The sequence below is a fragment of the Nocardia wallacei genome, assembly GCF_029868745.1.
In the GTDB taxonomy this organism is placed as follows: domain Bacteria; phylum Actinomycetota; class Actinomycetes; order Mycobacteriales; family Mycobacteriaceae; genus Nocardia; species Nocardia wallacei_B.
On sequence record NZ_JARWOP010000246.1, the window covers coordinates 18,733 to 43,784 of the forward strand.

A 25,052-nucleotide genomic window follows, 5' to 3' on the forward strand; every position below is an offset into this window, starting at 1 on the left:
GTGCCGCGGCGATGTCCCGGGCGATGTGCCCGCGTCCTCAGCGTCGCGGCGGGTACGGCCGCGAGCATCATCCGTTCGGGGTGACTTCGGCGGGCGACCCGGGCCGCGGGTCGGCTCACCCTCTGCGGGTGAAGCGTCCTCGGCTGCGGCGCGCGACAGTGCTTGCAACAACCGCGCTCGGAACTCGGAAGGGAGACGGGAATGTCAACCACCTCGCACAACCATCCCGTGCGTCAGGGGGTGGCGGCAGGCACATCGATCGGCGCCGCGACCTTGTTGATCACCGTCGGATTGCTGTCGCTGTTCCAGGGCATTTCGGCGGTCGTGGACGACGACCTGTTCGTCGTGGGCGTCGACTACGTCTACAAGTTCGACGTCACCACCTGGGGCTGGATTCACATCGCGCTGGGCATCGTGCTCGTCATCTGCGCCGTGGGCCTGATGACGGGTACGGCATGGGGACGCGGCGCGGCGATCGGCATCGCGGCGCTGTCCATCCTGGCGAATTTCCTGTGGCTGCCGTACTACCCGTGGTGGTCGGTGCTGGTCATCGCGCTCGACATCGTGGTCATCTGGGCCGTCGCGACCTGGCGCCCCGAGGGCTGATCCCGGTCCGGTCCGTCCGGCGAAAGTCTCGTATTCCGCGGGCGCCGTCGTCATGATGGGGCCATGACGAGCGACGACCACGACACCGCACCGCAGCCGGACGTGCCGGGCGAGGTGCACACGCTACTGCATCGGCTGGCCGAGCGGATCGGCGAAAGCGCCTCGGCGGCAGCGGTGTTCGGCGAACCGGTGGTCGCCGAGGGGGTGACCGTGATCCCGGTCGCGCGTGCCCGCCTCGGCTTCGGCGCGGGCATCGCGGGCGAGCCGGACGTGGGCCGCGGCGGCGGTGGCGGGGGAGGAGTCGACGTGCGGCCGGTGGGATTCGTCGAAATCCGCGGCGGCAGTGCGGTGTATCGGCCGATCCGCGATCCGTGGGTGGACATCGTGGTGCCGTTGGCGGCGCTCGTGGCCGGGCTGACGGTCCCGCGACTGCTGCGCGGCCGGATCCGATTGCCGCGCCTTCGGGAGCAGTGAGGACCGAAGCCCCGGTGCGAGCGCGGTTTTCGGGCCGCGAGCCTGCACCGGGGCCGGTATCCGCGGGCTATTCGCTGCTGTCCGCGTGATCCGTTGTCGCGGAAGACGTTTCCTGATCGTACGGCTCACTCATGGTGTGCTGGAACTTGATCGCCGAGGCGATGCCGACCGGTACGCCGAGGATGCCGCCCCCGACGATAGCGCCCAGCGCGCCCAGCATGCCCGCACCGGCCAGGCAGCCCGCGATGATGGTCAGGCCCGCCGCGTCCAGGACGGGGGCGCCGAACACCGCGCCCGCGACGGCGCCGGTGCCGCACCCGATGGCGGCGCCGATCACCCCGCCGGTCATCGTGCCCGCCGCGACGGCCAGCGTGAATTCGTTGACGGCGGCCTGGACCGCCGCGTCGAACCGTTCGGTCTGCGGGTCCTCGCGGATGTCGCCGAGGCGCAGTTCGGGCGTGGCCGCTCGCACGGCGGCCCGCACGTCCGCCGGGGCGTGCACGGCCTCCCACGCCTGCGGCTCCTCGGCGAATGCCGCGACGCCCGCCACCACTCCGCCGGTGGCGTCCCGAACCTGGAATTGCCCGCCCTGGGTGACAAGGGTGGCCGCGCCGGTCTGAATGACGACCGACTGGTCCACGGTGCTGCTGGTGTACTGCACCCCCGGCATGATCTCGGTACTCAATGTGCGTCCGGCCTGCGCCGCCGGAGCGGCCGACACGGTTACCGAGCCGATGCCCAGGGCACCCGCGACCGTCAACGCGACAACGGCCGCACGGGTGATCTTGTTCATGTACTTCCTGTTCTCTGCAATGAAACCGCGCAGTCTCGACTACGCGGCAACGCAGTCTAACGGAAATGATTTCCGTTACCTATTTACCGGCGGTGTCGTGCGCCGCAGCTCGTCCGTGGGTGTCGTCGCGCCCAGTTAAGTTTCCGGCTGTTCTTCCGCGAATATTGAGACAACCAGGGCTCTGGCTCGTTATGTTAATAGAGATTCTCAACGTTGAGGGTTGGTCGACGGTGTTCGGCCGTAGTAGCGAGAGGGGTGAGCCATGAACGTATGGGTCCTCATTCAGAACCTTCTGTACCGCCTGGACATGGGGTCCTCCGCCTTCGGCGGCTGGTAGCGGCGGCCGCTGGTCAGCGGCCGGAAAATTCTTCGATTCCTTGTGATCACGGTCACTTTATGTTCTCATCGTGATACACAGATGCAATTGGTGTATCTCTGTATCTGCGACTCAATGAAGAGGGACGATCAGCATGGATGGACGCGGTCTGAACAGGCGAGATGCGTTGCGAGCGGGCGGTGGGCTGCTAGGGGCGGTCGGCGCCCTCGCGCTGGGGGCGCGAACGGTGCGCGCCGAACCCTGGACGTGGTCGCCGGACGGGTCGGTGGTCGGTAGCGGTGGCGGGGCCGACCCGCTGACGGTGTGGGATGCGGAGGCCGATCCCGTGCTGGCCGACGTGATCGACCATGCCGATGTGACGGAGGTGAACCGGCTGCTGGGCATGTGGACCACCAACGACCAGCCGCTGCCGGCCGGGCTGCCGACGGGGTTGCGCGACTTCATCGAAGACGCGCGCCGGCTCCCGTCGTGGGCCGACCAGGGCAAGCTGGCCGCCTCGTTCGAATTCAACAAGAAGCGCGGGCTGTATCTCGGCGTGCTCTACGCGTTCGCCAGCGGCATGATGTCCACGGTCATTCCGCACGAGGCGCGCGTGGTCTACTACTCGCGCGGCGGGTCGCACCTGAAGGAGCGCATCGCCAAGACCGCGAAGCTGGGCTACGACATCGGCACGGTCAACGCCTACGGTCCCGGCGGCCAGATGATCGTGACCTGCGTCAAGACGAGAATCATCCACGCGGCGGTGCGGCACCTGCTGCCGCAGTCACCGCACTGGCCGGACGACAACACCCCGATCAGCCAGGACGACATGATGGTCACCTGGCACAGCTTGGCCACCACGATCATGCGCACGTTCCGGGCTTGGAATGTGGCGATCCCGGCGGTCGAGTCCGAGGGCTACCTGCACAGCTGGCAACTGGCCGCGCACATGCTCGGCATCCGGGACGAATACATCCCGGCGACCTGGGACCAGGCCGACGCGCAGGCCAAACAGGTGCTCGATCCGGTCCTGGAACCGACGCCGGAGGGCATCGACCTGGCCCACAAGCTGCTGGACCTGGGCGTCAACCTGGACCTCACGCTGCTCAGCAAGCCGATTCTCGGCGCGTTCACGCGATTCGTCATGGGCGACAGGATTGCCGACTGGCTCTACATCGCCCGCGAGCCGGTGTGGGATCCGCTGCTGAAGTTCAGCTGGGGCCCGTTCCTCGCCGTGCGTGAGGGCGTGCGCGAGATCGTGCCGCCGGTGGACAACGCGTACTGGATGTTCGACGAGTTCCTGCGGCAATTCGCGTTGTGGTATCTGGCCGAGCTGCGGATGCCGATCAGTATCGAGATTCCGCGCACCAACCGATAGTCCTGCTCAGCGGCTCGTCGCGGCGACGAGCCGCTGCCGCGGCCACCAGTGGCAGCCCGTCGCGCGAGCCGTCGTGAGAAGATCGTCACGGCATACCGCCGGGTGGGATGTCGCGAGCAGCTGGGGAAGGGAGATCGTGGAATCTGCGCCGGTCTCAGCGTCGGCTTCCAGCGCGGAGTCGTTGATCGAACGCGCCTACATCGACGCGGTCGAGCAGGTCGGCGACAATGACGAAATCCGTTCCCGGGTACTCGATTCGGCGTACGAGCAATTCTGCCGGATGGGGATTCAGCGGTCCACGATGGAGGATGTGGCCCGCCGGGCGAAGGTCTCGCGGATCACGGTCTACCGCCGCTTCGCCACCAAGGACGCGCTGGCCGAACAGGTGATCCTGCGGGAGTTCCGCCGCTACTTCGACCGCTTCCTGCTCGACATCGCCCGCGCGCGCACCGCGGAGGAGCGGGTGGTGATCGGTTTCGTGAGTTCGCTGCGGACCATCCGGGGCAATCCGCTCATCGGCGGCCTGCTCGCGGTCGAACCGGACCAGTTCGTCGGCTCGCTGATCGGCGATCAGGGCCGTACCGTCGCCGCCGTACGGCAATTCGTCGCCGGCCAGCTGCGCAGCGAGCAGCGCGCGGGTCAGATGGCGCCCGAGCTGGACGCCGACCTGGTGGCCGAGCTGATGGTGCGCATCTCGGCGTCGTTCCTGGCGATCCCCAGCGAGCTGGTCGATCTCGATGACGACGAGCAGCTGGCCGCATTGGCCCGCCACTTCCTCGTCCCCATGCTCCGGCCACCCGGACCGGTTGCGGGGCAATGACTTTCGCGGTCAGTCCCGGCCGGTCCGCACCGCGCGGATGATCAGTGCCGCCCGCAGCGTGCACAGGTCCGCCAGCTGGTTCGGGTCATAGCCGGTGAGCTGCCGGACGCGCTTGAGGCGATGGTCCACGGTGTTGGCGTGGACCTCGAGGTCCCGCGCGGTGCGCATCCGATTGAGTTCGTTGTGCACGTGCCGGGTCAGGGTGTCGAGCAGTTCGGGTTGCGCGGCGAGCGGGTCCAGGATCGCGGCGAGCCGATCGCGGGCGAGGCCGGGCCTGGTCACCTGATACTCCACGACCAGATCGCGGAAGCGCCGGAGTCCGGGGCCGCGCCCGGCGGCGCAGGCCAGGTCGAGCAGTTCGTGTGCGCGGGCGTGGGCGTCGGTGACCTGGCCGCGGTCGGCTCGGACCAGTGTCGCCGTGACGGTGACACCGGCGGCCGTGGCCGCGGCCTGAAGGACCTGATCCATCCCGTCGTCGGGCACCGCGTACTCGGGAACGAGGAAGGTCGCCCCGGCGTGGCCGGACACGGACAGCATCGAGGTGTGGCAGCGCTGCTTCAGTTCGGACGACAACCGCGTCCACGCGGCCGCCGCCGGACGGTCCGGCATCTCCCAGAATCGCACGGCGAGAACATGATAGGAGTCGGTGCCGGTGAGCGCCTGCTCCGCGGCCGTCAGCACGGCGGACCGGTCCTCCGCCTCGCGCCGGAACGCGTGGTACGCCGCCACCGACATCGTGTGAATCGCCTCCATGGTGGTGCGCAATTGCGCGGTCGCGGCGGCGGCGTCCGGCGGGCCGGGAGTTTCGGCGACGAGGCGATCGACGGCTTCGCGGGTGCCCTCCCAGACGGCGTGGTGCACCGCGTCGAAGGACACGCCGGTGTGCGCCCAGCGGCGCGCGGCCTCGTCGAAGCGGCGCAACGAACCCGTGACCCCCTCACCCCGCAGCGACCGCGCGGTGAAATCATGGGCGAGCCGGACCGCCTCCGCGCAGGGGTCGACACGCGCACGTACCGAAGCCATCTCGGGGGAGCGGGGCGGGGAACTCATCGGTGATCCTCGAATCGGAGTGGCTAGACCAGAGATTTGCCCTGCGCCTGTCGCGCTCGCATATCCTGCAGATACCTTTCGAAGGGATGCAGCCGCCAGCGCGCCGGGAGCGCCGAGCACAGCACGCCGATCGCCCGCATGATGCGCGCGAACGCCCGTTGCCTGCGCGGACTCCAGGGCAGCCCGAGCTGGTCCCGAAACTCCTGCGGCAGATAGCCGGTCGTGAAGAACCGGTTCGCCCGCCCGAAGAGCAGGCGTTCGACCCGGCGATACGGACCCAGGCCGATGACCTGGTCGAGCAGATAGGCCCGCACCTCGTCATCGACCGACAGCCGCGACAGCATCGAGTGCCAATAGTCCTCGAACGCGGTCCGGTCGCTCGGCCACATATCCGGTCGCATCTGCAGGGTGGTGCCGAATCGTGCTGCGTCCCGGTACAACTCGTCGGCGAACTCGGCATCGAGGTCGCCGTAGAGGAAGGTGAGGGAATCGACGGTGCCGCGGTAGAGGCAGGCCGCGACCCACAACTGCAGCCGCGGATCGAAGGCGTTGTAGCGGACCGCGCTGCCCGGCGCGGACCGCACCTGCCGATGCGACGTGTCGACGGCCGCCCGGTAGGCCGCACGATCCGCCTCGGTGCCGAGCATGGCCACGGCTAAGTAAGTGAGCGTTGTCCGGCCACGCTTCCGTGGGTGGACCGTGTAGCGGCCGCTGTCGACGGTACTTTCCACGACGCCGCGGCCCACCGGCGGAAGGCTCAGTTGCATCACCACATTGGCCGGTCCGCCGAGCAGGGCGGCCGGGCCCGCGAGATATCGGTGCCGGTGTGGCAGCTCGGTGCCGGAAGCGCGATCCATGCTCAATAAGTTAATGGAAATTCTGCTCAGGCGGTAGGCTTCGACACGAACGTCGGCTCAACCGGAGGTGTGTTTGTGAGGACGAGGTTGCCGTCGGCCGGGCCGCTGCGGCCGCTGACCGATTCGTTCGCGGCGCTGAGCGTCCTGCGCCGGCGCGGCATGGTCGATCCGTCGCGCCCGGGGGACCTGGTCCGCACCGTGCGCGACGCCCGGATCTACGGGCCGTTCGTCACCGTGCTGCGCCACGCCACCCGGCGGCACGGCGCGGCCACGGCGATCATCGATGAGCGCGGCGCACTCACCTTCGACGAGCTGGACCGCCAATCGAACGCTCTCACCAGGGGTTTGGCGGCGGCGGGTATTACCGTGGGCAGCACGGTCGCGGTGCTGTGTCGCGACCATCGCGGAATGGTGCTGGCCCTGCTGGCCGCCGGCAAGCTCGGCGCTCGGATGGTGCTGATGAACACCGGATTCGCCGGACTGCAGCTCGGCGACGTCGCGGCCCGGGAGCGGGTCGGCGCGCTGCTGCTCGACAGCGAGTTCCTGCCGCTGCTCGCGGCGATTCCGGCGTCGACGCCACGCATCCTCACCTGGGTGGACGAGTCGGACCCGGTGCCGCCCGGCGCCGTGACGATCGACGGCCTGATCGCCGCCCACCGCGGCGACGAACTGCCCGCCCCCACGCGGCCCGGCGGCACCGTCATCCTCACCAGCGGAACGACCGGAACCCCGAAAGGCGCTCCGCGAGACAAGGTCTCGCCGCTGCAATCGGCCCAGTTCCTCGATCGGGTCCCGCTGCCGCGCGACGACACGATCGTCATGGCGGCGCCCATCTTTCACGGCACCGGCCTGTCGCAGTTCACGCTGGGCTGGGCGCTGGGCAACACCATCGTCTTCCAGCAGCGCCGGTTCGACCCGCGGCGGACGCTGGCCGCGGTCGCCGAATACCGCGCGGCCACACTGGTTCTGGTGCCGACCATGCTGCAGCGCATCGTCGATCTCGGCGCGGAGACACTGGCCGCCTACGACACCTCCGCGTTGCGCGTCATCTTCGCGGCCGGGTCGTCGGTCTCCCCGGATCTCGGCCGCCGGACCGCCGCCGCCTTCGGTGACGTGCTCTACAACCTGTACGCCTCCACCGAGGTCGCCGTCGCGGCGGTCGCCACGCCCGAGGACCTGCGCGCGGCCCCGGGCACGGTGGGGCGGCCGCCGGTCGGCTGCCGCGTCGCCCTCTACGACGAGCGCCGCCGCCGGATCACCGAACCCGGCGTGGTCGGCACCATTTTCGTCGCCAGCGGGCTCAGCTTCACCGGCTACACCGACGGCCGCCACAAGGAGATCGTGGACGGCATGCTGAGCAGCGGCGACGTCGGCCACTTCGATGCCGACGGACGGCTGTTCATCGACGGCCGCGACGACGACATGATCGTCTCCGGCGGCGAGAACGTCTATCCCCTCGAGGTCGAGAACCTCCTCGCCGAACGGCCCGATATCGCCGAGGCCGCCGTCGTCGGCGTGGACGACCGCGATTTCGGGAAACGGTTGCGCGCCTTCGTCGTCCGGCTCGGCGACGCGACGTGCGACGAGCAGGAGATCAAGGCGTACGTCAAGACGCACCTGGCCCGGCACAAGGTGCCGCGCGAGGTCGTCTTCCTGGACGAACTGCCCCGCAATGCCACCGGAAAACTGCTGCGCCGGGTGCTGGAACAGCCGGACCGCCACTGAGCGCGAACCGGGCTACCTATGCGTTACCGATGCGCGGATCGGCAGTACCGTGGGAGAACTGCGGATGCGTCCGCTGTCCCGACAACCGGAGGATCCCTATGCACGCCGTGCCGAAAGCCGTTGCCGTAGCCTCGATCACCCTCGCCCTGGGACTTCAGCCCGCCCTCGCCGTCGCCTCCGCCCCCGAATCACCCGCCCCGCGCACCCAGGTAACCGCACCGTTCGACCCCATCTGCCCCCTCTGCTTCATTCGCGAATTCCTCGAGAGCGGCTCGGCCCATCCCTGAGACGGAGTTTCATTTCGCGGGGCGGCGAGCGGTGACGAGCCAGGCGCGCGAGTCGAAATGGACGCCGTGGTCGGTATGGTGGGCGGCCAGTGCCGCACGTAGGTTCTCGAGCGCGCGTGTCGTGGCCTCCGGATTCAGTCTTTTCAGGAATTCGGAGGTGTAGGTGAAGCCGCGGACCCAGGACAGGGCGGTGGTGACGTCCGGGCCGTAGTAGACCTTTTCGTCGATATCGGTGATCTCGATGTCGATGAATTCCGCGGTGTGCAGGATGTCGCGGATCGTCTGCGGGTCGGCGAGAGCGAACGCATCGGGTCCGGCCGAGTGATCCGGGATCGGTCCTGCCGCGGATTCGAGTGCCCGGCGGATCGTCACGTCCCATTCGTTGCGGTCGTGGGCCTGCCACACCAGCATCACCAGTCGCCCGTGGGGGCGCAGGGCCCGGCCGATATTGGCGAAGGCGCCGACCGGGTCGGCGAAGAACATGGTGCCGAATCGGCTGATCGCCAGGTCGAAACGCGCCTGCGGAAAGCGGTGGGACTCGGCGTCGGCATGCTCGAAGGTGACATTGCCGAGGCCCGCCGAGCGGGCCAGCTCGCGTGCGCGGTCGAGCGCTTGTGCCGAGACGTCGACTCCGAGCGCCGTGCCCGACCGAGCCGCACGCGCGGCTTGCCGCGTCGTCTGCCCGGTGCCACACCCGATATCGAGCACGTGGTCGTGCGTTGCGACCGCGGCCGCCCGGCGCAGAATCTCGTTGTGCCGCTCCAGTTCGGCGTCGAAATCGAGGGTGTGCGTACCCGTCTCGTGTCCCATTGCGCTCCTTCACGGTCGAGGCCGCGGGTGCGGCGCGCCACCCAGCATGGCACCGCGTGTTCCGCCGTGGTCGCCCACTCGCCGATCTCAGACCGGGGCACGATGTGCGGGGCCCGTGTGCGCGTTAGCTTTCAAGGATGAAGACCTGGGTCCACTGGGCCGTGATACACGGCGGGCCGCGCGCGTATCTGAAGGTGCAGGCGCGGCGGGGCGAGCCGCTCGCCCGGATCATGGTCGATCCACGGACATGGGCGAACCCGTACCTGCTCGCCGATCGCATCCGAGCGCGGGGGCGACTGGTGCGCACCCCCTCCACGTGGGTGACGGCCGACCACGGGATCGTCAGACATGTCCTGCGCTCCAACGATTTCGGCGCCGTCGTCCCCGCGCGGCTGAAGCTGCCGAGGCCGCTTCCCGCCCTGATCCGGGCCACGGATCCGCGCCTGCCGAACCCGATCGAACCACCGGCCATGCTCGCGCTCGACCCGCCGGCGCACACCCGGTACCGCAAACTCGTCTCCCAGGAGTTCACGCCGCGCGCCGTCCGGCGGCTGACCGACCGGATCGACGAGGTCACCGGCGAACTGCTCGGCGCGCTGGCCACGCGGCAGCGCGCGGACCTCATCACCGATTTCGCGATGGAACTGCCCGCCGCCATCATCTCCGAGATGCTGGGCATCCCTAAGGAGGTGCGGGCCCGCATGCTCGCGGCGGGCGAAGCGGGCGCGGCCCTCCTCGACACCGGCATACCCTGGCGCGCCTACCACCGCGCCCAGGACGCGCTGCGCGACGCCCGCGAATTCCTGGACGAACATCTCGACCGGCTGCGCGCCGAACCGGGCGACAACATCCTCAGCGCCCTGGTGACCGGCGCACAGCTGTCGAAGGAGGAACTCATGTTCACCACGGCGCTGCTCGCCGGCGCCGGTTTCGAGACGACCGTCAACCTCATCGGCAACGGTGTCGTCGCCCTGCACGAGCATCCCGAACAGCGGGAATTGCTGGCCGCACGACCGGACCTGTGGCCCGGCGCGATCGAGGAGATTCTCCGATTCGACAGCCCCGTGCAGTGGACCGCGCGTATCGCGCTGCGCGACACGGAGATCGACGGCCGCCGCATCACGCGCGGCGCGCTGATCACCCTGCTGCTCGGCGGCGCGAATCGCGATCCGGAGGTGTTCACCGACCCGGACCGGTTCGACGTGACGCGGGCCAACGCGCGCGAACACGTGTCGTTCTCCAGCGGCGTGCACTCGTGCCTGGGCGCCAGCCTGGCGCGCACGGAAGGCGCCATCGCCCTGCGTACCCTGCACGAACGATTTCCCGACCTGCGGATCACCGGCCCGCCGCCGCGCCGCGAACTCGTCAATCTCCGTGGCTACGCGCGCATTCCGGTCCTGCTCGCGGCCCGCAACCGCTCGGCGATCTGAATACTCGCCGCTCCCGGCGGCCGCAGCTCAGGTGAGGCGGCGGATTTCGTCGGCGACCAGGTCGGGTTCGGAGACGAGCACGTAGTGGTCGGATCGCTCGGCGACGACGTGGCGGCCGTGCGGGGAGCGGGCCGCACTGCGGGCGTGCGCGTCGTTGAGGGTGGCGCGGAGCTGTGCGTCGACTCCGTTGCCGGGTCGTCCGGCCGAGATGATCGTGACGGCGATATCGCCCAATCGCGGGGGATCATCCCGGAATTCGGCGAGTTCGTCGAGATAGGTGCGCTGCTGGGCGGCGAATGTCCGCATGGCTCGCGCGGTGAAGCCCTCGCGCCGCATGTCCCGGCCCGCGTCCGGGGGCAGCGCCGCGGTGATCGACCGGTAGGCGAAGCGCAGCAGTCGCATGCGTGCCGCCAGGATCAGGAAGGCGATGGTTCGGCGTTCGGACTTGCGGAAGGCCTTGCTGAACAACGCGTCCTGCCCCTCGTCGGTCGGATCGACCAGGACCAGCCCGGCGACGCGCTCCGGACGCGCCGCCGCCGCGGCGCGCACGATCGGGCCACCGGCGCTGTGCGCGACCAGCACATACGGTCCCGGCCCGAAGTGGTCGAGCACCTCGCCGAGGTCATCGGCCATCCGGTGCAGCGTTCGCGAACACGGGTCGGGTGCGCTGCGCCCGAGCCCGGACCGGTCGTAGACGATCGCCCGCGACCACTGCCCGGCCAGCGGCTGGACCAGCGCCCACAGCGAGCGGCTGACCGCGGCGCCGGACTCGAACACGACCGTCGGCGCGGTCGACTCCGCCGGCCCGGGCAGCACCATGGCATGCAGCCGGCGTCCGTCGGAGGTCGTGACCCAGACGCTGTCACCCTGGGTGTGATGCTGCTCGGATCGGAACGAGTCGATCTTCGGCACCGGCGCCGTCTCCCTTCGTGAAATGCGTATCCCCTGTGAAAACCCCTGCCGGGCAACCGCTCGGCAGCCTACCGGCGAATCCCGCCGAACGGGGACGCTGCGCGGCGAGCCGGGTTATTTGGCGTCCCAATAGCATTCGACCACGGCCGTGGTGCAGGGAAAGCGGACGGGCGTGGGCCCGAAGGCGATTCGGCCCGCGGCGTCCGCGGCCGTGGTGATCGCCGCGGCGACCGTCACGGCCTCCTCGGCGGGGCAGTGCACGATGACCTCGTCGTGCTGGAAGAAGACCAGCTCGGCGCGCAGACCGGCGCTCGCCAGCTCACGGCGCAGCGCCGCCAGCACCAGCAGCGCCCAGTCGGCGGCGCTGCCCTGTACGACGAAGTTGCGGGTGAAGCGCCCACGGGCGCGGGTCGCGGAGGTGCCGCCGTACCCGCCGTCGCCGGGATCGGGCGCCGGATCAAGGTCCCCGGCCGGCGCAGCGGACACCGGCGGGCAGGTACGGCCGAGCCAGGTGCGCACGAGACGGCCCTCCTCCCCGGCGCGCGCCGCCTCGTCGACGTACGCCATCGCGGCGGGGTAGCGGCGGCGCAGTTCGGCCACGTGGGTGAGGGCGTCACCGGAGGTCTGGCCATAGATCGCGCCCAGCAGTGCGAGCTTGGCCTGGTCGCGATCGCCGGCGAAGGCGCGGGCCGCCAGATCCGCGTACAGGTCCTCGGCGCGCCCGGCCACCTCCATCAGTCCCGGATCGCGCGAGATGGCGGCGAGGACACGCGGTTCCATCTGATCGGCGTCGGCGACCACCAGCCGCCACCCCGGATCGGCGCGGATGGCCCGCCGGATCACCTTCGGAATCTGCAGTGCGCCACCGCCGTTGGTGGTCCAGCGGCCGGAAACCGTGCCGCCGGGCAGGTATTCGGGACGGAACCGGCCGTCGTGCACCCACTGCTCGAGCCACGACCAGCCGTGGGCGGTGTAGAGGCGGTACAGCGATTTGTACTCCAGCAGTGGCGCGACGGCCGGATGATCGACGGCCTGCAACTCCCATTTGCGGGTCGACTTCAGAAAGATCCCTACGCGCGCAAAGGCTTTCACGATGTCGGCGGGGAGATCGGGCCGGACCCGCACCCCGAACGCCCGCGACACCTCGTCGGCCAGTTCCGTCAACCGGCGCGGTTCGGTCCCGCCCGCGAAGCGTTCGCCCAGGAGTTCGTCCAGCAGTGCGCGGTGCAGGTCCGCGCGCCACGGTATCCCGGTGCGGGACATCTCCGCCGCCACGAGTATCCCGGCCGATTCGGCGGCCAGCAGCAGCCGCATGCGCTCGGGATGCTCGGTCCGCGCGGTGCGCTCCACCTGGGCCGCGTAGACCTCCAGCAGGGCGGTGAACTCGTCGGTGTCCGGCGGCAGCGCACGGGAATTCGACTCGAACAGCGCCGGCTGGGTCTCGGCGGTCCGGGCGGGCGCGTCCGGCGGCACCGGCAGGCCGTGCCGCCGCGCCCAGGCGGCCGCGAGCGCCCGGGGCTGGCCCGACTGGCCCTCCTCGTGACCGATCAGCAGGCCCTCCGCGGCCTCGACGTCGTAACACCGCTCGACGCGCACCCCGGCGCTCAGCAGCCGCCGGTAGACCTCGGCCGACCGCCACACCCACCGTTCGGCCTCGGGCCGCGAGCGCACCGCCGCGGCGAGCGAGGGTTCGCGCAGCACCGGTCCCGCGGGGCGCCCGTCCGCGTCCAGTGCGCACAGGCTCGCCCCGCCGTCGTCCGCCTCCGCCACCGCCCATCGCACGTCCACGAGTCTGGCAGCGCGGAAATCGCCCGTCCGCACGGGTACCCGCGGTCGGTGGTTTCGATTGCCAGGAAATGGCTACTCTGCGGGCGTCTCGCACCGGAACTGGGGTGACATGCCGCGCGGGCAGGTTGCTTTCGAGCGAGTAAAGGGGTCGGCGATATGGCACAAGGGGGCAATGTGAATCCAGCGCAGCGACTGCTGGCCGATGTCCTGTCGACGGGCTACTCCGTCGACGAGTTCATCGCCCGGCTACGAGTCACCACGATCGTGGACATCGACGCCTGCACCGAACTGCTACCGGTACAGCCCGTCGCGTCGTCCGGACGCCACCGCCGCCCGGACTGACCCGCCGCACCGGCTCAGCCGAGGCCCAGGCTCTTGTTGGACGGCTCGAGCGAATTCGGCGGCGGGGGAATGGTTTCCACGTCGGCCGGGGTGGGCAGGGCGGCGTCGGCGGCGAGACCCTTCTCCGCCGCGGCGGTCCGGATCGCGTCCACGACGAGCAGCAGGGCGGCCCGGCGCGCCGTATTGGTGCGGTAGGCCAGCGAGACCGTGCGGGTGAGCACGTCGCCGAGCGCGACGATGTCCACGCCCGGCGGCCGCAGCGCCAGGCCCAGATCCGACACCAGCGTCACGCCCAGACCGGCCGCGACCATCGCCATCGCGGTGGCCTGCTCCTCCACCTCGTGGTCGATCCGCGGCACCAGCCCGACGGACTGGAACGCCAGCCGGACCGCGTGCCCGAAGTTGGAGCGAGCAGGCGCGAGAATCCACGGATGCTCGGCCAGCTCGGCCAGGGTCACGCTGGCCGCCGGCACCGCGCCGGCCGGGACGGCGGCGTAGACCCGCTCGACCGCGATGACCGTGCGCTCCAGGCCGCGGTCCCAGGTCGTCGGGTAGTTCGAGTAGTCGAGGACGAACGAGAGATCGAGCGCGCCGTCGCGGACCGCCGCGGCCGTCGCCTCCGGAGCCAGCTCTCGGGTCCGCACGTGGATACCGGGATGAGTGCGCGCGAGGGCGGTCAGCGCGTCGGGGATCAGGCCCGAGGCCACCGACGCCCAGACACCGGCGGTGATCTTCGCCGTCACCGACTCGCCCGCCTCCTCGAGCGCCTGGGTCGCGCGCTCGACCGACGCGAGGATCTCCTCCGCGTGCTCGGCGAGCAGCACCCCGAGATCGGTGAGCTGCACCCGCCGCCCGCGCCGCTCGAACAGCCGGGTGCCGACATCACGCTCCAGCTGCGCCAGTTGCTGGGAGACCGCCGAGGCGGTGTAGTGCAGCGCGGTCGCCGCCGCGGTGATCGTGCCGCGGCGGTGGAGCTCACGCAACATTCGCAGACGAGGCAACGACAAGTCCATGGCACCGAGCCTAAAGGCTGTGCAGGAACGCTGAACACTGCCGTGAATGAACCGTAAATAGACGCGCGCCTACGTGCGACCGCACGCTGGTGACACCGGACGCGAGCCATCGGCCGGGGACGACGAGGTCCGGACGGGAGTCGCGCGACCGGCGATTCCCGGTGGGTGGTGGTTACGGCACGAGTACGAATACGGAGGTGGTTCCCCATGACGATGATGCAGAACCCTGTGGAGGGTACCCAGCAGGCGATCGCCCAAACCGTTCCGACCATCCCCGCCGACCTCACCCCCGTCAGCCGCCGCCCCGAGCCGTACATGCGCCTGCAGTGGACCGATGCGCCCACCGGTGCGGTCGGCTACCTCGTCGTGCACACCCTGCGCGCCGGGCTGGCCACCGGCGGCACCCGGATGCGGGCGGGTTGCACGCTGACCGAGGTCGAGGACCTGGCGCGCGGCATGGCCAACAAGACCGCCACCTTCGACCTGCCGATCGGCGGCGCCAAGGGCGGGATCGACTTCGACCCCAAGGACCCGCGCGCCGTCGACGTGCTGGAGCGGTTCTGCGAGGCCATGCGCCCGTGGATCGACTCGCACTGGGTGACCGCGGAGGACCTCGGCGTCCCGCAGCATCTGATCGACGAGGTCTTCGAGAAGCTCGGCCTGGGCCAGAGCTACCACGCCGCGATCCGCCGCGCGGCCGATCCGGCGGCGACTCTGGAACGAGTCCGCAGCGGGCTGAACGCGGTGGTCGAAGGCGGTTTCCTGCTCGGTGACGTGATCGGCGGCTACGGGGTGGCGCACGCCTGCCTCGCCGCCGCCGTCTCCTGGGGGCAGCCGCCCGCCGCGACGACGGTCGCGATCCAGGGCGTCGGCACCATGGGCGGGTCGGCCGCCTACTACCTGCACGAGGCCGGGATGCGGGTCACCACCGTGGCCGACGCCGCCGGCACCCTGCACTGCGCCGCCGGGCTGGACATCCCGGCGCTGCTGGCACTGCGCGACGGCTACGGCGAGATCGACCGCGCCCGGCTGCCCGCGGGCGTCGAACAGCTGCCGCGCACCGCGATCCTGTCCGCGGACGTCGATATCCTTGTCCCCGCGGCCATTTCGTACGCGATCACGCCGGACAACTCCTACGACATCCGCGCCCGGATCATCGTGGAGGCCGCGAACGCCGCCACCACGCCGGAGGCGGAGGCCATGCTCGCCGCTCGCGGCGTGCCGGTGCTGCCGGACTTCGTCGCCAATGCCGGTGCGGTGGCCTGGGCCTGGTGGCTGCTGCTCGGTGAGGTCGACGACAACCCGGACAACTCGTTCGACCGGCTGCGCACCATCATGCACGCCAAGGTCGCGCAGTTGCTGGCGGCGTGGACCGACGCGGGCGTCACGCCCCGCGAGACGGGGCACCGCTGGGCCGACGAGCCCTCGCCGCTGCTCGGCCCGGTCGTCATCCCCTGACCGGACGGGCGGATTCGCCCGCACCGGCGGGTTGCCGGGTGAGCAGGCACGTCGGCCGGTCGCTGCCGCGGGGATACCATCGGCGGCTATGGAGGCCGACCGGCGGGTGCTGATCGTCGCGTACGACGATGCGCAGATTCTCGATATCGCGTGTCCCAGTGGGGCATTGGATATGGCGAATCGGGCCGGGGCGCAGCCGCCGTACCGCGTGGACGTGGTCTCGGTGGCGGGGCGCGGCGTGCGGACGTCGGCGGGGATCGTGCTGGGCAGCCGTCCGCTGGAGGCGATCCACGGCCCGCTGGACACGCTGATGGTCGTCGGCGGGGCGGGCGCCGAACGGGCCGCCGCCGACCACCACCTGCTCGATCAGGTGCGGCGGCTGGCCCGCCACAGCAGGCGGCTCGCCTCGGTCTGCACCGGCGCGTACGTGCTGGCCGCGGCCGGTCTGCTGGAGCATCGCCGCGTGACCACGCACTGGGGCTACGGCGCGGAGCTGGCCGCCCGGTTCCCGTCGGTGGCCGTCGACACCGCGCCGCTGTACATCCGTGACGGCAACGTCTACACCTCCGCCGGGGTGACCAGCGCGCTGGATCTGACGCTGTCGCTCATCGACGACGATCACGGACCGGCCTTGGCGCGCACGGTCGCTCGCATCCTGGTCACCTATGTGCACCGCCCGGCCGACCAGGAGCAGATCAGTATGTTCCTGGCCGCGGCGCCGCGCGAGGACCGTGTCGTCGGCGACCTGCTGGCCTACGTTGCCGCACACCTCGCCGAGGACCTGTCCCCGGGCGCTCTCGCCGCCCGCGCGGGCCTCAGCACCCGGCAGCTCGCCCGGCTGTTCGCCACCCATGCCGGGACGACGCCCGCCCGCGCGGTGCGGGAAGCGCGGGCCGAGGCTGCGGCACATCTGATCCGGCGCACCGCGCTACCCATGACGGCCGTCGCCCGGCGTTGCGGATTCGGTTCCGTGCAGACCCTGCGGGCCGCGCTGCGCGCTCGATACGGCATGAACGGCGACACGATGCGCAAGAACACGGACATCCCGATGGCCGGACCCGAAGCCGGGGACGACACTTCGGCAGCGTGACACCATCCCTCTCCCGCCGCCGATTGGTCGGCGGCACAGCCGCACTCGTGGCCACCGGTTTCAGCGTCGCACCGGCATCGGCACGGCCCGACGGCACCGGGCCCCGGATCGGAATCCTGCTCTACGACGGGTTCAGCCTGCTCGATCCGACCGGACCCGCGGAAGTCCTGTCCCGCGTCCCGGGCGCTCGGGTGACGATGATCGCCGAACGCCGCGGCCCGGTGCGCACCGATACCGGTGACGTCGCGATCGTGGCCGAACAGGCCATCGACGAGGTGGACCGGCTCGACGTCCTGCTGGTCCCAGGGGCGGGGAGACGCGGGAGCACGGCGGTCGCCGGGAACGGTGCTGTGCTGCAATGGATCCGGGACATCGATCGCACGTCGACGTGGACCACCTCGGTCTGTACGGGCGCGGTGGTGCTGGCCGCCGCGGGACTGCTCCGGGGTCGGGAGGCGACCACCTACTGGGCGGCCGGGCCCTACCTCGAATCCACCTACGGCGTCACCTTCGTCTCGCGGCGTTACGTCCGATCGGACAAATACCTCACTGCCGCAGGGGTTTCCGCCGGTATCGACATGGCCCTGTATCTGGCGGCCCTGCTCACCGACGACGATACCGCCCGCGCGATCCAGCTGGGCATCGAATACGATCCGCAACCGCCGTTCGATGCCGGGAACTCCGCCCGCGCCTCGGCCGAACTGCGCGAGCGGGCCCTGTCGCTGCTCGAGCAGTCCGCCGGCTGAGCAGCGGGGGCCGAAGGTCCACACGGAGAAGGTCTTCGGACCGCTGTGCCGCGCCGTGGCGGCGGCGGACCGTAGCAGAGATGAACGACGGATCGGTGCGGCGCACCCGGCTCCGGTCGCTGGCGGAGGCGAAGCAGGCAGCGTGGGAGGCGAGGCGGTTGGTGGTGTCGGCGCGGGCCTACGAGCGCAGCGCCCGCGCTCGGCAGCGGCGGGCCACCGAGGCCGCGATTGCGCTGGGTAAGCGGCTCGAGGCTATGCGGAACGCCTGAGCGGGGACTCGGCGGTCTCAGACTTCACGAAACGCCTCGGCGCGGTGCGACAACCGTTCGGCGAACGTTTCCGTCCAGGCCGCCGACTCCGGCTCGTCGGCGACATCGGGCCTGCGCCGCACGGGCGGCAGTCCCGAGTGGTCGTCGGCGCGCAGCGTCCTGCCGGGCGCCGTGCGCGCGGCCAACAGCCGTACGCCCCACGCGACGTAGGCGTCCACGCCCATGCCCGCGCATTCGGCCGCGTCGCTGAGCTCGAGCCAATCGGCTTCGTCCACCGTCACGGTCACCGTGATATCCCTGGTCGACATGCATCACCACCGTAGTCCTGTCGAGGTCGCCCGCGGACTTCCGTAACATGACCCGGCTCGTCGCCGGTCCCACCACCTCTACCACGCGCACCCCGTCACCCCCAAGGCGGGGAGTAGGGGTGTTTCGCGTCCGGGGCAGGCCGTCGGCGAGAATCCGGGCCGCCGCGGATTGTTGTATGTGTGAGCCCGAGGCGAATTCCGCTGTGACTGCTCCGGTTATCCGGCGCGAGCGGGTTGCCCGGTGTCGATACCGCTTAACGTGCGCTGAGCACAGCGGACGTGGCGCGGAAGGTGGCACAGGGAGTGGTCGGTACCCGGGCGAAGCTCGACGAACTCGTGAAACTGATGGCGGTCGCGACCGAACCGGCGGGGCAGGCCGGGATCGAGAAGCGGCGGAAGAAGGGCATTCCCAGTGTTCGGCAGCGCATTGAGATGCTGCTGGACCGGGGGACCTTCATCGAGACCGGCGCGCTGGCCCGGCAGCCCGGCGACCCGAACGCCCTCTATGGTGACGGCCTGGTCACCGGTCGCGGGCTGATCGACGGCCGGCCGGTGGTCGTGATCGCGCACGACCAGACGGTGTACGGCGGGTCGGTCGGCGTCACGTCGGCGCGAAAGTTCGTGCGCGCCTTGCGCTTGGCGTTCGACAACGCCTGCCCGGTGGTGACGATCAACGACTCCGGTGGCGCGCGCATCCAGGACGCGGTCGGGTCGATCGCGTCGTTCGGCGACATCTCGCGGGCGCTGGAGCGGCTGTCCGGGTATGTGCCGCAGGTGTCGATCATTCTGGGCAAGTGCGCCGCGGGCTCGGTGTACGGGCCGATCAACACCGATGTGCTGATCGGCACCGAACAGTCCTACATGTTCGTCACCGGGCCCGAGGTGATCAAGGCGGTCAACGGCGAGGACATCTCGGCCGAGGAACTCGGCGGCGCGAAGGTGCAGGCCGAGCGCGGCACCCTGCACCACGTCGCGGCGACCGAGCACGAAGCCTACGACTGGGCCCGCGCCTATCTGAGCTACTTCCCGTCGAGCTGTCTCGAACTGCCGCCGATCGTCAATCCGGGCCTGGAACCGGAGATCACCGATACCGACCGGGAACTCGACCGGATCATCCCGGATTCCGACCGTGCCGGGTACGACATGCACGAGATCCTGCTCCGCATCTTCGACGACGGCGAATTCCACGAGGTCCGTGCCGCTTTCGCGCCGAACCTGATCACCGGATTCGCCCGGGTGGACGGCTTCCCGGTCGGCGTGATCGCCAATCAGCCGCTGGTGCTGGGTGGTTCGATCGACGCCGCCTGCTCGGACAAGGCGACCTATTTCATCCGGTTGTGCGACGCCTTCGATATTCCGCTGGTGTTCGTGGCGGACACTCCGGGCGTGCTGCCGGGCCTCGAGGAGGAACGCAACGGCGTCATCATCCGCGGCGGGCGGGTGCCGCGGGCGATCATCGAGGCGACGGTGCCGATCGTCAATCTCGTGGTGCGCAAGTCCTACGGCGGCGCCTACGGCATGATGGCCGCGCGGCAGGTGGGCGCCGACCTCAGCCTGGCCTGGCCGACGGCGCGCATCGCGGTGATCGGCGCGGAGAGCGCGGTCGATCTGGTCGGCAAGCGGCAGCTGGCGGCGGTGCCGGAGGAACACCGGGAAGCGACGCGCCAGTTCCTGATCAACCAGTACAACGAGACCGTCGCGACGCCGTGGATCGCCGCCGAGCGCGGGTACATCGACGCGGTCATCGAACCGTCGCACACCCGCCTGGAGATCCGCCGCGCCCTGCGCCTGCTGCGCGACAAGCGCCCGGTGCTGCCGGTCGCCAACCCGCGCAAGCATCCGCTGTATCCGATGTGAGCTGCCTCAGGAGACCGGGACCCGCCGCCCGGTGTCCGCCGCGGCGCGCACGGCGTCGAGCAGCCGGTGCGCGCGGACGCCGTCGCCGAAGGTGGGGACCGTCGCGGCCCCGGTCCGGATGTCCTGTGCCAGAGCCGAATACAGGCGCGCGACGTTGCCGGACTCGTTGTCGAGCGGAGTCGCCGCCAGTGGGTCGTCGCCGTCGAGGGGCTGCCACTCGCCGTCCCGGGAGCCCAGCAGGCGCAGCTCGCTCAGTGAGATGCCGCCCGGCCCGCCGACGCCGGAGACGATCGCCAGATCCCCTGTCGTGCCCGCGATGTCGATCCGGGTGCGGCCGTTGGTCGCCTTGGAGTCGTGGATGTGGGCCGAAACCACGACACCCGCGGCCGTGGCGGCGTCGAGGAGCAGGTGGCCCGGACTCGTCACGGCGACGGCGCCGACTCCTTCGACGATCGCCCGGGACTGGTGGCGGGCGAGCCGGGCGGACACGTCGGTGAACTCGCCGACCAGGTATTCGACCGCGTCGAGCGTGTGGCCGCCGAGGACCTCCACGACGCCCGCGCCGTTGCGCCGATCCAGGGTGTAGGCCGCCCAATCCGGTACCTCGGTGCCCGCGCCCAGATGCCGGGCGGAGTACACGGTGGCCGAAACGATCTCTCCCACATAGCCTTCCGCCAGCAAGCGGCGAGCGCGCGCGAGGGCGGGGGAGTATCGGGTCTGCAAGCCGACCGCATGGTGGACGCCCGCGGCGGTGGCCAGCCGGGTCAGCTCGTCGGCTTCGGCGGTGTGCAGTGCCAGCGGCCATTCGCAGTAGACGTGCTTGCCCGCCGCCAGCGCCAGGCGGATCAGTTCCGCGTGCGCGGGCACCTTGACCGTGATCGCGACCAGATCGACGCCGGGATCCTCCGCGAGTCGGCGCGGATCGGCGTAGCCGTGTGCCGCGCCGAACAGCCGCGCCGCCCGCTCGGCACTCTCGAGGCGGCTGGTGCCGACCGCGGTGATCCGGTAGTCCGGGAGAGCCTGCAATGCGGGCACGTGCGCGCGCACCGCCCAGCCGCGATCGGGACTGGCCCCGACGATGCCTACTCGTATGGAATCCATGGTCGCTCCCTCGTATAAACGGACCTTACGAGTCCGTTTATACCGAAGCGGACTCGATGAGTCCAGTTGCTAAGCTGGCGGGCGTGACCAGCGCCGTCGATCGACTACTCGCCGCCGAGCCCGGGACGGGCCCGCGCGCCGACGCCCGCCGGAATGTGGAACGCCTGGTCGCGGCGGCGCGGTCCGCGCTGGCCGAGGTAGGTGTCGAGGTCACCGCGCAGGAGATCGCCCAGCGTGCGGGAGTCGGCAAGGGCACCTTCTATCGGCGGATCCCCTCGCGGGAGGCGCTGCTGCAGGTGGTTCTGGAAGAGGTGCTGGGGGAGACGATCGCGACGGCCGACCGTGCGCTCGCGGACCCCGACCCGTGGCGCGGGTTCGCCGACTTCGCCCGCGTGTACGTGCGGCTGCGCGCCGAGAGCTGTGGCGCGAACGAGGCGCTGGGCGGTGCGGGCATTCCGGGGCTGGATCGGCTGCTGGCCGACATACGCACGCGGATCAGGACTCTCGTGGCGGCAGCGCAGCGCGCCGGCGCGCTGCGCGCCGACATCACCAGGGAGGGCGTGGCGTTCCTGCTCGCGGGCGTCTCGACCGACGCGCACACACTCGGCCTGCGCAGCGCGCAGGATCAGTGGAGTCGCAATCTGCGGATAGTTCTCGACGGGCTCAGGGAACGAAATCAAGTCGGCACCGCGTCGAACGCCGTCTAGCATCGGCCCGGTGACGAACGAGGTCAACCGGCAATGGATTCTGCGCCGCCGACCGGACGGCCCGGTGTGCGACGAGGATTTCGAGCTGCGGCACAACCCGATTCCCGTCCCGGGCCCCGGTGAGGCATTGGTCCGGGTGCGATGGCTGAGCATCGATCCGACCCAGCGCGGCTGGCTGAACGACGCCGAGAACTACATCGATGCCGTGCCGCTGGGCGAGGTGATGCGTGGCGGCGGTGTCGGACAGGTCGTTTCCTCCGACGCGGCGGCGTTCCCCGTGGGCAGCTGGGTCGCCGGAATGGTGGGCTGGCAGGACTACGTCGTCGCCGCCGAGGGTGGACTGTTCGGTGTGAACGCCGTACCCGAGGGGGTGCCGCCGAAGTTGATGCTCAGCGTCTTCGGCGCGCCGGGACTGACCGCCTACTTCGGCATGGTGGATGTCGGCCGCGCGGAATCCGGGCAGACGGTGCTGGTGTCGGCGGCGGCGGGCGCGACCGGTTCGCTGGCCGGTCAGATCGCGAAAGCGCTGGGCTGCAAGGTGATCGGCATCGCGGGCGGCCCGGCGAAATGCTCCTGGATCACCGGCACGGCCGGTTTCGACGCCGCGATCGACTACCGCGGCGACGATATCGACGCCCGCCTGCGTGACCTGGCCCCCGAGGGCGTGGACGTGTTCTTCGACGGCGTGGGCGGCGACATTCTCGAACACGGCCTCGCGCACCTCGCGCCCCACGCCCGGGTCGTGCTGGCGGGGGCCGTGTCGTCGGGATACCGCGGCGTCGACCCGCCCCGTGGGCCACGCAACTACATGCAGATCGCGCTGCGGCGGGCCCGCATGGAGGGCTTCATCTTCCTCGACTACCTCGACAGGTTCCCCGAAGCCTTCGCGGCCCTGCTCGGCTGGTACCGCCAGGGCGAACTGACCGTCGCCGAAACCGTCGGCGCCGGACTGGAATCGGCCCCGGGCGCCCTGCGCGCCCTGTTCGAGGGCGGCAACCTGGGCAAGCAACTGGTCGAGGTGTGACCGCCGCCGACACCAGTATGTCGACCGATGCGGGTACTGATAGGCCCGGCCATACCTTCGTGTTCGTGAGAGCCGCCGCGACCACGCGGCGGCCGGGCAGAGGAGATGACCGGAGATGACCGAACACCTGCACCAGGATCCGCAGCTCGCCGCGCTGAATCGGCTCGTCGGCACCTGGAAGGTCACCGGCGGCGCCGAGGGCGTCGTCACCTACCGCTGGATGACCGGCGGGCACTTCCTGATCCAGGACGTCGAACTGGAGCAGTACGGGGAGCGGATCGAGGGCATCGAGGTGATCGGGCGCGAGCGGCCCTACGGGGCGGACGCACCGAGCGCCGACATCAAGAGCCGCTTCTACGGCAACAAGGGCGACACCCTCGACTACGTGTACGAGGTGGAGGGCGACATGCTCACCATCTGGTGCGGCGAGAAGGGCTCCCCGGCCTATCTGCGGTCCACGTTCGACGCGACCGGGGACGTGCTGAGCGGCGCCTGGGTGTATCCGGGCGGCGGCGGTTACGAGAGCACCTCGATCCGCGTCGGGCCGGGACAACCCGCCCGGTAGCGACGCGCGCGGTAGCGAACGGTCGCGGCCGCACGCCTGCGGGCGGGTGGCCCCGAACCGGATTGTTACTGTTCTCCTGTGGTGCTCGGGCGTGCGGAGGAGCTGGCGCGGATCGACCGGCTGCTGGCCGCCGCCCGCGACGGGACCGGGGGAGCGCTGGTGCTCCGCGGCGACGCGGGAATCGGGAAGACGGTGCTGCTCGACCATGCGGCGCGGGCGGCCGTCGGCATGCGGGTGCTGCGCGGCGTGGGCATCGAATCCGAGGTGTCGGTGCCCTTCGCCGGTCTGCACCTGCTGCTGCATTCCTGTCTCGATCGTGTCGAGGCCCTGCCGGAACCGCAGGCGCGGGCACTGCGCGCGGCCTTCGGTCTCGGCGAGAGCGGCGGCGGGCGGTTCCTGATCGGCGCCGCGACCCTGTCGCTGCTCTCCGAGCTGGCCGGGGACGGACCGGTGGCCTGCCTGATCGACGATGCCCACTGGTTCGATCCGGCGTCGCTGGACGCCCTGCTGTTCGCCGCCCGCCGGCTCGGGCAGGAACCGGTGGCCGTGCTGTTCGCCGTGCGCGAGGGCGCGGGGCATTTCCCGGCGGCCGGGCTGGACACGCTGGCATTGCCCGCTCTGGACCGTGCCGGTGCGACGGCCCTGCTCGACCGGCGCGCCCACGATCTCGCCGATCCGATGCGGGCGCGGATCCTCGCCGAGGCACGCGGAAACCCGCTCGCCATCATCGAATTCACCGCCGCGCTGACCGGCCGCGGCGGCGGGGGCTGGTCGCTGCCCGTCGAACCGCTGCCCGTGGCGCGGCAGGTGCAAGACGCCTTCCGCGCCCGGATCGGCGAACTGCCCGATGCCGCACAGCGGATGCTGGTGCTGGTCGCGGCCGACGACACGGCCGACCCGGCGGTGGTCGTGTGCGCGGGGGAACGGCTCGGACTGACCGCCGCCGACCTCGAACCGGCCGAGCGCGCCACCTTGCTCGAATTGTCCGCCCGCGCAATCGCGTTCCGGCATCCGCTCATTCGCGCCGCCGCCTACCAGGGCGCACCCCGCGGCTGGCGACTCGCCGCCCACCGAGCCCTCGCCGACACCCTCACCGAGCGGCCGTATGCCGATCGCCGGGCCTGGCATCTGGCCGCGGCCGCCACCGGACCGGACGAAACCGCCGCGGCCGCACTGGAAACGGCCGCGCGGCGAGCCGAGCGGCGCGGCGGATCGTCGGCCGTGGCGCTCGCGCTCGAACGCAGCGCCGAGCTGAGCGCCGACCCGGACCGCCGCGGCCGCCGCCTGGTCGGCGCCGCCCGCGCGGCCTACGACGCGGGTGAACTC

26 protein-coding genes are annotated in these 25,052 nt (G+C 70.7%); 17 read left to right on the forward strand and 9 right to left on the reverse strand.

Features of this window, described 5'->3' with window-relative positions; translation table 11 throughout:
- The first annotated feature begins 201 nt into the window (after positions 1-201).
- Both QH470_RS22005 and QH470_RS22010 read left to right on the forward strand, forming a co-directional pair.
- Positions 202-606: a DUF7144 family membrane protein gene (locus tag QH470_RS22005; protein WP_280274241.1), complete on the forward strand. Its 405-nt coding sequence runs from the start codon at positions 202-204 to the stop codon at positions 604-606.
- A gap of 63 nt (positions 607-669) precedes the next feature.
- Positions 670-1,080: a spore germination protein GerW family protein gene (locus tag QH470_RS22010; protein ID WP_280274242.1), complete on the forward strand. Its 411-nt coding sequence runs from the start codon at positions 670-672 to the stop codon at positions 1,078-1,080.
- A gap of 67 nt (positions 1,081-1,147) precedes the next feature.
- Here QH470_RS22010 and QH470_RS22015 read toward each other — a convergent pair whose 3' ends face one another.
- Positions 1,148-1,873, reverse strand: a complete 726-nt coding sequence (locus QH470_RS22015) for a DUF8020 domain-containing protein (protein WP_280274243.1) — start codon at positions 1,871-1,873, stop codon at positions 1,148-1,150.
- 470 nt (positions 1,874-2,343) lie between these two features.
- On the opposite strand from QH470_RS22015, the gene QH470_RS22020 reads away from it, so the two are divergent.
- Both QH470_RS22020 and QH470_RS22025 read left to right on the forward strand, forming a co-directional pair.
- Positions 2,344-3,567 carry an oxygenase MpaB family protein gene (locus QH470_RS22020; protein ID WP_280274244.1) on the forward strand — a complete coding sequence of 408 codons (1,224 nt, stop codon included), beginning with the start codon at positions 2,344-2,346 and terminating at the stop codon, positions 3,565-3,567.
- 136 nt (positions 3,568-3,703) lie between these two features.
- Positions 3,704-4,387 (forward strand): TetR/AcrR family transcriptional regulator, encoded by a 684-nt coding sequence (locus QH470_RS22025; RefSeq protein WP_280274245.1) that lies wholly within the window; start codon positions 3,704-3,706, stop codon positions 4,385-4,387.
- 9 nt (positions 4,388-4,396) lie between these two features.
- On the opposite strand, the gene QH470_RS22030 is transcribed toward QH470_RS22025, so the two are convergent.
- Both QH470_RS22030 and QH470_RS22035 read right to left on the reverse strand, forming a co-directional pair.
- Positions 4,397-5,437, reverse strand: a complete 1,041-nt coding sequence (locus QH470_RS22030) for a PucR family transcriptional regulator (RefSeq protein WP_280274246.1) — start codon at positions 5,435-5,437, stop codon at positions 4,397-4,399.
- Positions 5,438-5,460: 23 nt separating this feature from the next.
- A complete protein-coding gene (locus tag QH470_RS22035; protein ID WP_280274247.1) occupies positions 5,461-6,294 on the reverse strand; it encodes an oxygenase MpaB family protein in 834 nt (277 codons plus the stop codon).
- Between the two features lie 75 nt (positions 6,295-6,369).
- Between QH470_RS22035 and QH470_RS22040 the strand changes: the two genes are divergently transcribed.
- Positions 6,370-8,019, forward strand: a complete 1,650-nt coding sequence (locus tag QH470_RS22040; RefSeq protein ID WP_280274248.1) for an acyl-CoA synthetase — start codon at positions 6,370-6,372, stop codon at positions 8,017-8,019.
- Between the two features lie 98 nt (positions 8,020-8,117).
- The gene (locus QH470_RS22045; RefSeq protein WP_280274249.1) at positions 8,118-8,306 is read left to right on the forward strand and encodes a hypothetical protein; all 189 of its coding nucleotides are present in this window, start codon (positions 8,118-8,120) and stop codon (positions 8,304-8,306) included.
- A 9-nt stretch (positions 8,307-8,315) separates the two neighbouring features.
- Here the strand turns inward: QH470_RS22045 and QH470_RS22050 are convergent, their stop codons facing one another.
- The gene (locus tag QH470_RS22050; RefSeq protein ID WP_280274250.1) at positions 8,316-9,116 is read right to left on the reverse strand and encodes a class I SAM-dependent methyltransferase; all 801 of its coding nucleotides are present in this window, start codon (positions 9,114-9,116) and stop codon (positions 8,316-8,318) included.
- Positions 9,117-9,253: 137 nt separating this feature from the next.
- Here QH470_RS22050 and QH470_RS22055 point away from each other — a divergent pair, with 137 nt between their 5' ends.
- The gene (locus QH470_RS22055) at positions 9,254-10,546 is read left to right on the forward strand and encodes a cytochrome P450 (RefSeq protein ID WP_280274251.1); all 1,293 of its coding nucleotides are present in this window, start codon (positions 9,254-9,256) and stop codon (positions 10,544-10,546) included.
- A gap of 27 nt (positions 10,547-10,573) precedes the next feature.
- Here QH470_RS22055 and QH470_RS22060 read toward each other — a convergent pair whose 3' ends face one another.
- Positions 10,574-11,458, reverse strand: a complete 885-nt coding sequence (locus tag QH470_RS22060) for an alpha/beta fold hydrolase (RefSeq protein ID WP_280274252.1) — start codon at positions 11,456-11,458, stop codon at positions 10,574-10,576.
- 114 nt (positions 11,459-11,572) lie between these two features.
- Positions 11,573-13,240 carry a bifunctional 3'-5' exonuclease/DNA polymerase gene (locus QH470_RS22065; protein ID WP_280274253.1) on the reverse strand — a complete coding sequence of 556 codons (1,668 nt, stop codon included), beginning with the start codon at positions 13,238-13,240 and terminating at the stop codon, positions 11,573-11,575.
- A gap of 180 nt (positions 13,241-13,420) precedes the next feature.
- On the opposite strand from QH470_RS22065, the gene QH470_RS22070 reads away from it, so the two are divergent.
- Positions 13,421-13,588, forward strand: a complete 168-nt coding sequence (locus tag QH470_RS22070; RefSeq protein ID WP_280274254.1) for a hypothetical protein — start codon at positions 13,421-13,423, stop codon at positions 13,586-13,588.
- A 14-nt stretch (positions 13,589-13,602) separates the two neighbouring features.
- On the opposite strand, the gene QH470_RS22075 is transcribed toward QH470_RS22070, so the two are convergent.
- Positions 13,603-14,601, reverse strand: a complete 999-nt coding sequence (locus QH470_RS22075; protein WP_280274255.1) for a LysR family transcriptional regulator — start codon at positions 14,599-14,601, stop codon at positions 13,603-13,605.
- Between the two features lie 207 nt (positions 14,602-14,808).
- Between QH470_RS22075 and QH470_RS22080 the strand changes: the two genes are divergently transcribed.
- The 4 genes from QH470_RS22080 (at position 14,809) to QH470_RS22095 (ending at position 18,164) form a co-directional block, all read left to right on the forward strand.
- Positions 14,809-16,059, forward strand: coding sequence for a Glu/Leu/Phe/Val dehydrogenase dimerization domain-containing protein (locus tag QH470_RS22080; protein WP_425302749.1), 1,251 nt, complete (start codon positions 14,809-14,811; stop codon positions 16,057-16,059).
- An 88-nt stretch (positions 16,060-16,147) separates the two neighbouring features.
- Positions 16,148-17,149 carry a GlxA family transcriptional regulator gene (locus tag QH470_RS22085; protein WP_280274256.1) on the forward strand — a complete coding sequence of 334 codons (1,002 nt, stop codon included), beginning with the start codon at positions 16,148-16,150 and terminating at the stop codon, positions 17,147-17,149.
- A complete protein-coding gene (locus QH470_RS22090; protein ID WP_280274257.1) occupies positions 17,146-17,895 on the forward strand; it encodes a DJ-1/PfpI family protein in 750 nt (249 codons plus the stop codon). The genes QH470_RS22085 and QH470_RS22090 overlap by 4 nt, the downstream gene beginning before the upstream one ends.
- A gap of 80 nt (positions 17,896-17,975) precedes the next feature.
- A complete protein-coding gene (locus QH470_RS22095) occupies positions 17,976-18,164 on the forward strand; it encodes a hypothetical protein (RefSeq protein WP_280274258.1) in 189 nt (62 codons plus the stop codon).
- 17 nt (positions 18,165-18,181) lie between these two features.
- Here QH470_RS22095 and QH470_RS22100 read toward each other — a convergent pair whose 3' ends face one another.
- Positions 18,182-18,472: a hypothetical protein gene (locus QH470_RS22100; RefSeq protein ID WP_280274259.1), complete on the reverse strand. Its 291-nt coding sequence runs from the start codon at positions 18,470-18,472 to the stop codon at positions 18,182-18,184.
- Between the two features lie 345 nt (positions 18,473-18,817).
- On the opposite strand from QH470_RS22100, the gene QH470_RS22105 reads away from it, so the two are divergent.
- A complete protein-coding gene (locus QH470_RS22105; RefSeq protein ID WP_280274267.1) occupies positions 18,818-20,329 on the forward strand; it encodes an acyl-CoA carboxylase subunit beta in 1,512 nt (503 codons plus the stop codon).
- Between the two features lie 6 nt (positions 20,330-20,335).
- On the opposite strand, the gene QH470_RS22110 is transcribed toward QH470_RS22105, so the two are convergent.
- On the reverse strand, positions 20,336-21,430 hold the full coding sequence (locus tag QH470_RS22110; RefSeq protein WP_280274260.1) for a Gfo/Idh/MocA family protein: 1,095 nt from the start codon (positions 21,428-21,430) through the stop codon (positions 20,336-20,338).
- An 83-nt stretch (positions 21,431-21,513) separates the two neighbouring features.
- On the opposite strand from QH470_RS22110, the gene QH470_RS22115 reads away from it, so the two are divergent.
- The 4 genes from QH470_RS22115 to QH470_RS22130 form a co-directional block, all read left to right on the forward strand.
- Positions 21,514-22,137, forward strand: a complete 624-nt coding sequence (locus tag QH470_RS22115) for a TetR/AcrR family transcriptional regulator (RefSeq protein ID WP_280274261.1) — start codon at positions 21,514-21,516, stop codon at positions 22,135-22,137.
- 10 nt (positions 22,138-22,147) lie between these two features.
- Positions 22,148-23,161, forward strand: coding sequence for an NADP-dependent oxidoreductase (locus QH470_RS22120; RefSeq protein WP_280274262.1), 1,014 nt, complete (start codon positions 22,148-22,150; stop codon positions 23,159-23,161).
- A gap of 115 nt (positions 23,162-23,276) precedes the next feature.
- Positions 23,277-23,726 carry a hypothetical protein gene (locus tag QH470_RS22125; protein WP_280274263.1) on the forward strand — a complete coding sequence of 150 codons (450 nt, stop codon included), beginning with the start codon at positions 23,277-23,279 and terminating at the stop codon, positions 23,724-23,726.
- A gap of 78 nt (positions 23,727-23,804) precedes the next feature.
- Positions 23,805-25,052: ATP-binding protein (locus QH470_RS22130; protein WP_280274264.1), on the forward strand; the 1,248-nt coding region annotated here is incomplete at its 3' end.

Bases quoted from the DNA above. Each gene is read 5' to 3' on its own strand.
- QH470_RS22010 (WP_280274242.1), top strand. From the start codon at position 670: ATGACGAGCGACGACCACGACACCGCACCGCAGCCGGACGTGCCGGGC.
- QH470_RS22035 (WP_280274247.1), bottom strand. From the start codon at position 6,294: ATGGATCGCGCTTCCGGCACCGAGCTGCCACACCGGCACCGATATCTC.
- QH470_RS22125 (WP_280274263.1), top strand. From the start codon at position 23,277: ATGACCGAACACCTGCACCAGGATCCGCAGCTCGCCGCGCTGAATCGG.
- QH470_RS22045 (WP_280274249.1), top strand. From the start codon at position 8,118: ATGCACGCCGTGCCGAAAGCCGTTGCCGTAGCCTCGATCACCCTCGCC.
- QH470_RS22050 (WP_280274250.1), bottom strand. From the start codon at position 9,116: ATGGGACACGAGACGGGTACGCACACCCTCGATTTCGACGCCGAACTG.
- QH470_RS22015 (WP_280274243.1), bottom strand. From the start codon at position 1,873: ATGAACAAGATCACCCGTGCGGCCGTTGTCGCGTTGACGGTCGCGGGT.
- QH470_RS22030 (WP_280274246.1), bottom strand. From the start codon at position 5,437: ATGAGTTCCCCGCCCCGCTCCCCCGAGATGGCTTCGGTACGTGCGCGT.
- QH470_RS22020 (WP_280274244.1), top strand. From the start codon at position 2,344: ATGGATGGACGCGGTCTGAACAGGCGAGATGCGTTGCGAGCGGGCGGT.
- QH470_RS22055 (WP_280274251.1), top strand. From the start codon at position 9,254: ATGAAGACCTGGGTCCACTGGGCCGTGATACACGGCGGGCCGCGCGCG.
- QH470_RS22005 (WP_280274241.1), top strand. From the start codon at position 202: ATGTCAACCACCTCGCACAACCATCCCGTGCGTCAGGGGGTGGCGGCA.
- QH470_RS22075 (WP_280274255.1), bottom strand. From the start codon at position 14,601: ATGGACTTGTCGTTGCCTCGTCTGCGAATGTTGCGTGAGCTCCACCGC.
- QH470_RS22105 (WP_280274267.1), top strand. From the start codon at position 18,818: ATGGCGGTCGCGACCGAACCGGCGGGGCAGGCCGGGATCGAGAAGCGG.
- QH470_RS22110 (WP_280274260.1), bottom strand. From the start codon at position 21,430: ATGGATTCCATACGAGTAGGCATCGTCGGGGCCAGTCCCGATCGCGGC.
- QH470_RS22100 (WP_280274259.1), bottom strand. From the start codon at position 18,472: ATGTCGACCAGGGATATCACGGTGACCGTGACGGTGGACGAAGCCGAT.
- QH470_RS22085 (WP_280274256.1), top strand. From the start codon at position 16,148: ATGGAGGCCGACCGGCGGGTGCTGATCGTCGCGTACGACGATGCGCAG.
- QH470_RS22080 (WP_425302749.1), top strand. From the start codon at position 14,809: ATGACGATGATGCAGAACCCTGTGGAGGGTACCCAGCAGGCGATCGCC.
- QH470_RS22095 (WP_280274258.1), top strand. From the start codon at position 17,976: ATGAACGACGGATCGGTGCGGCGCACCCGGCTCCGGTCGCTGGCGGAG.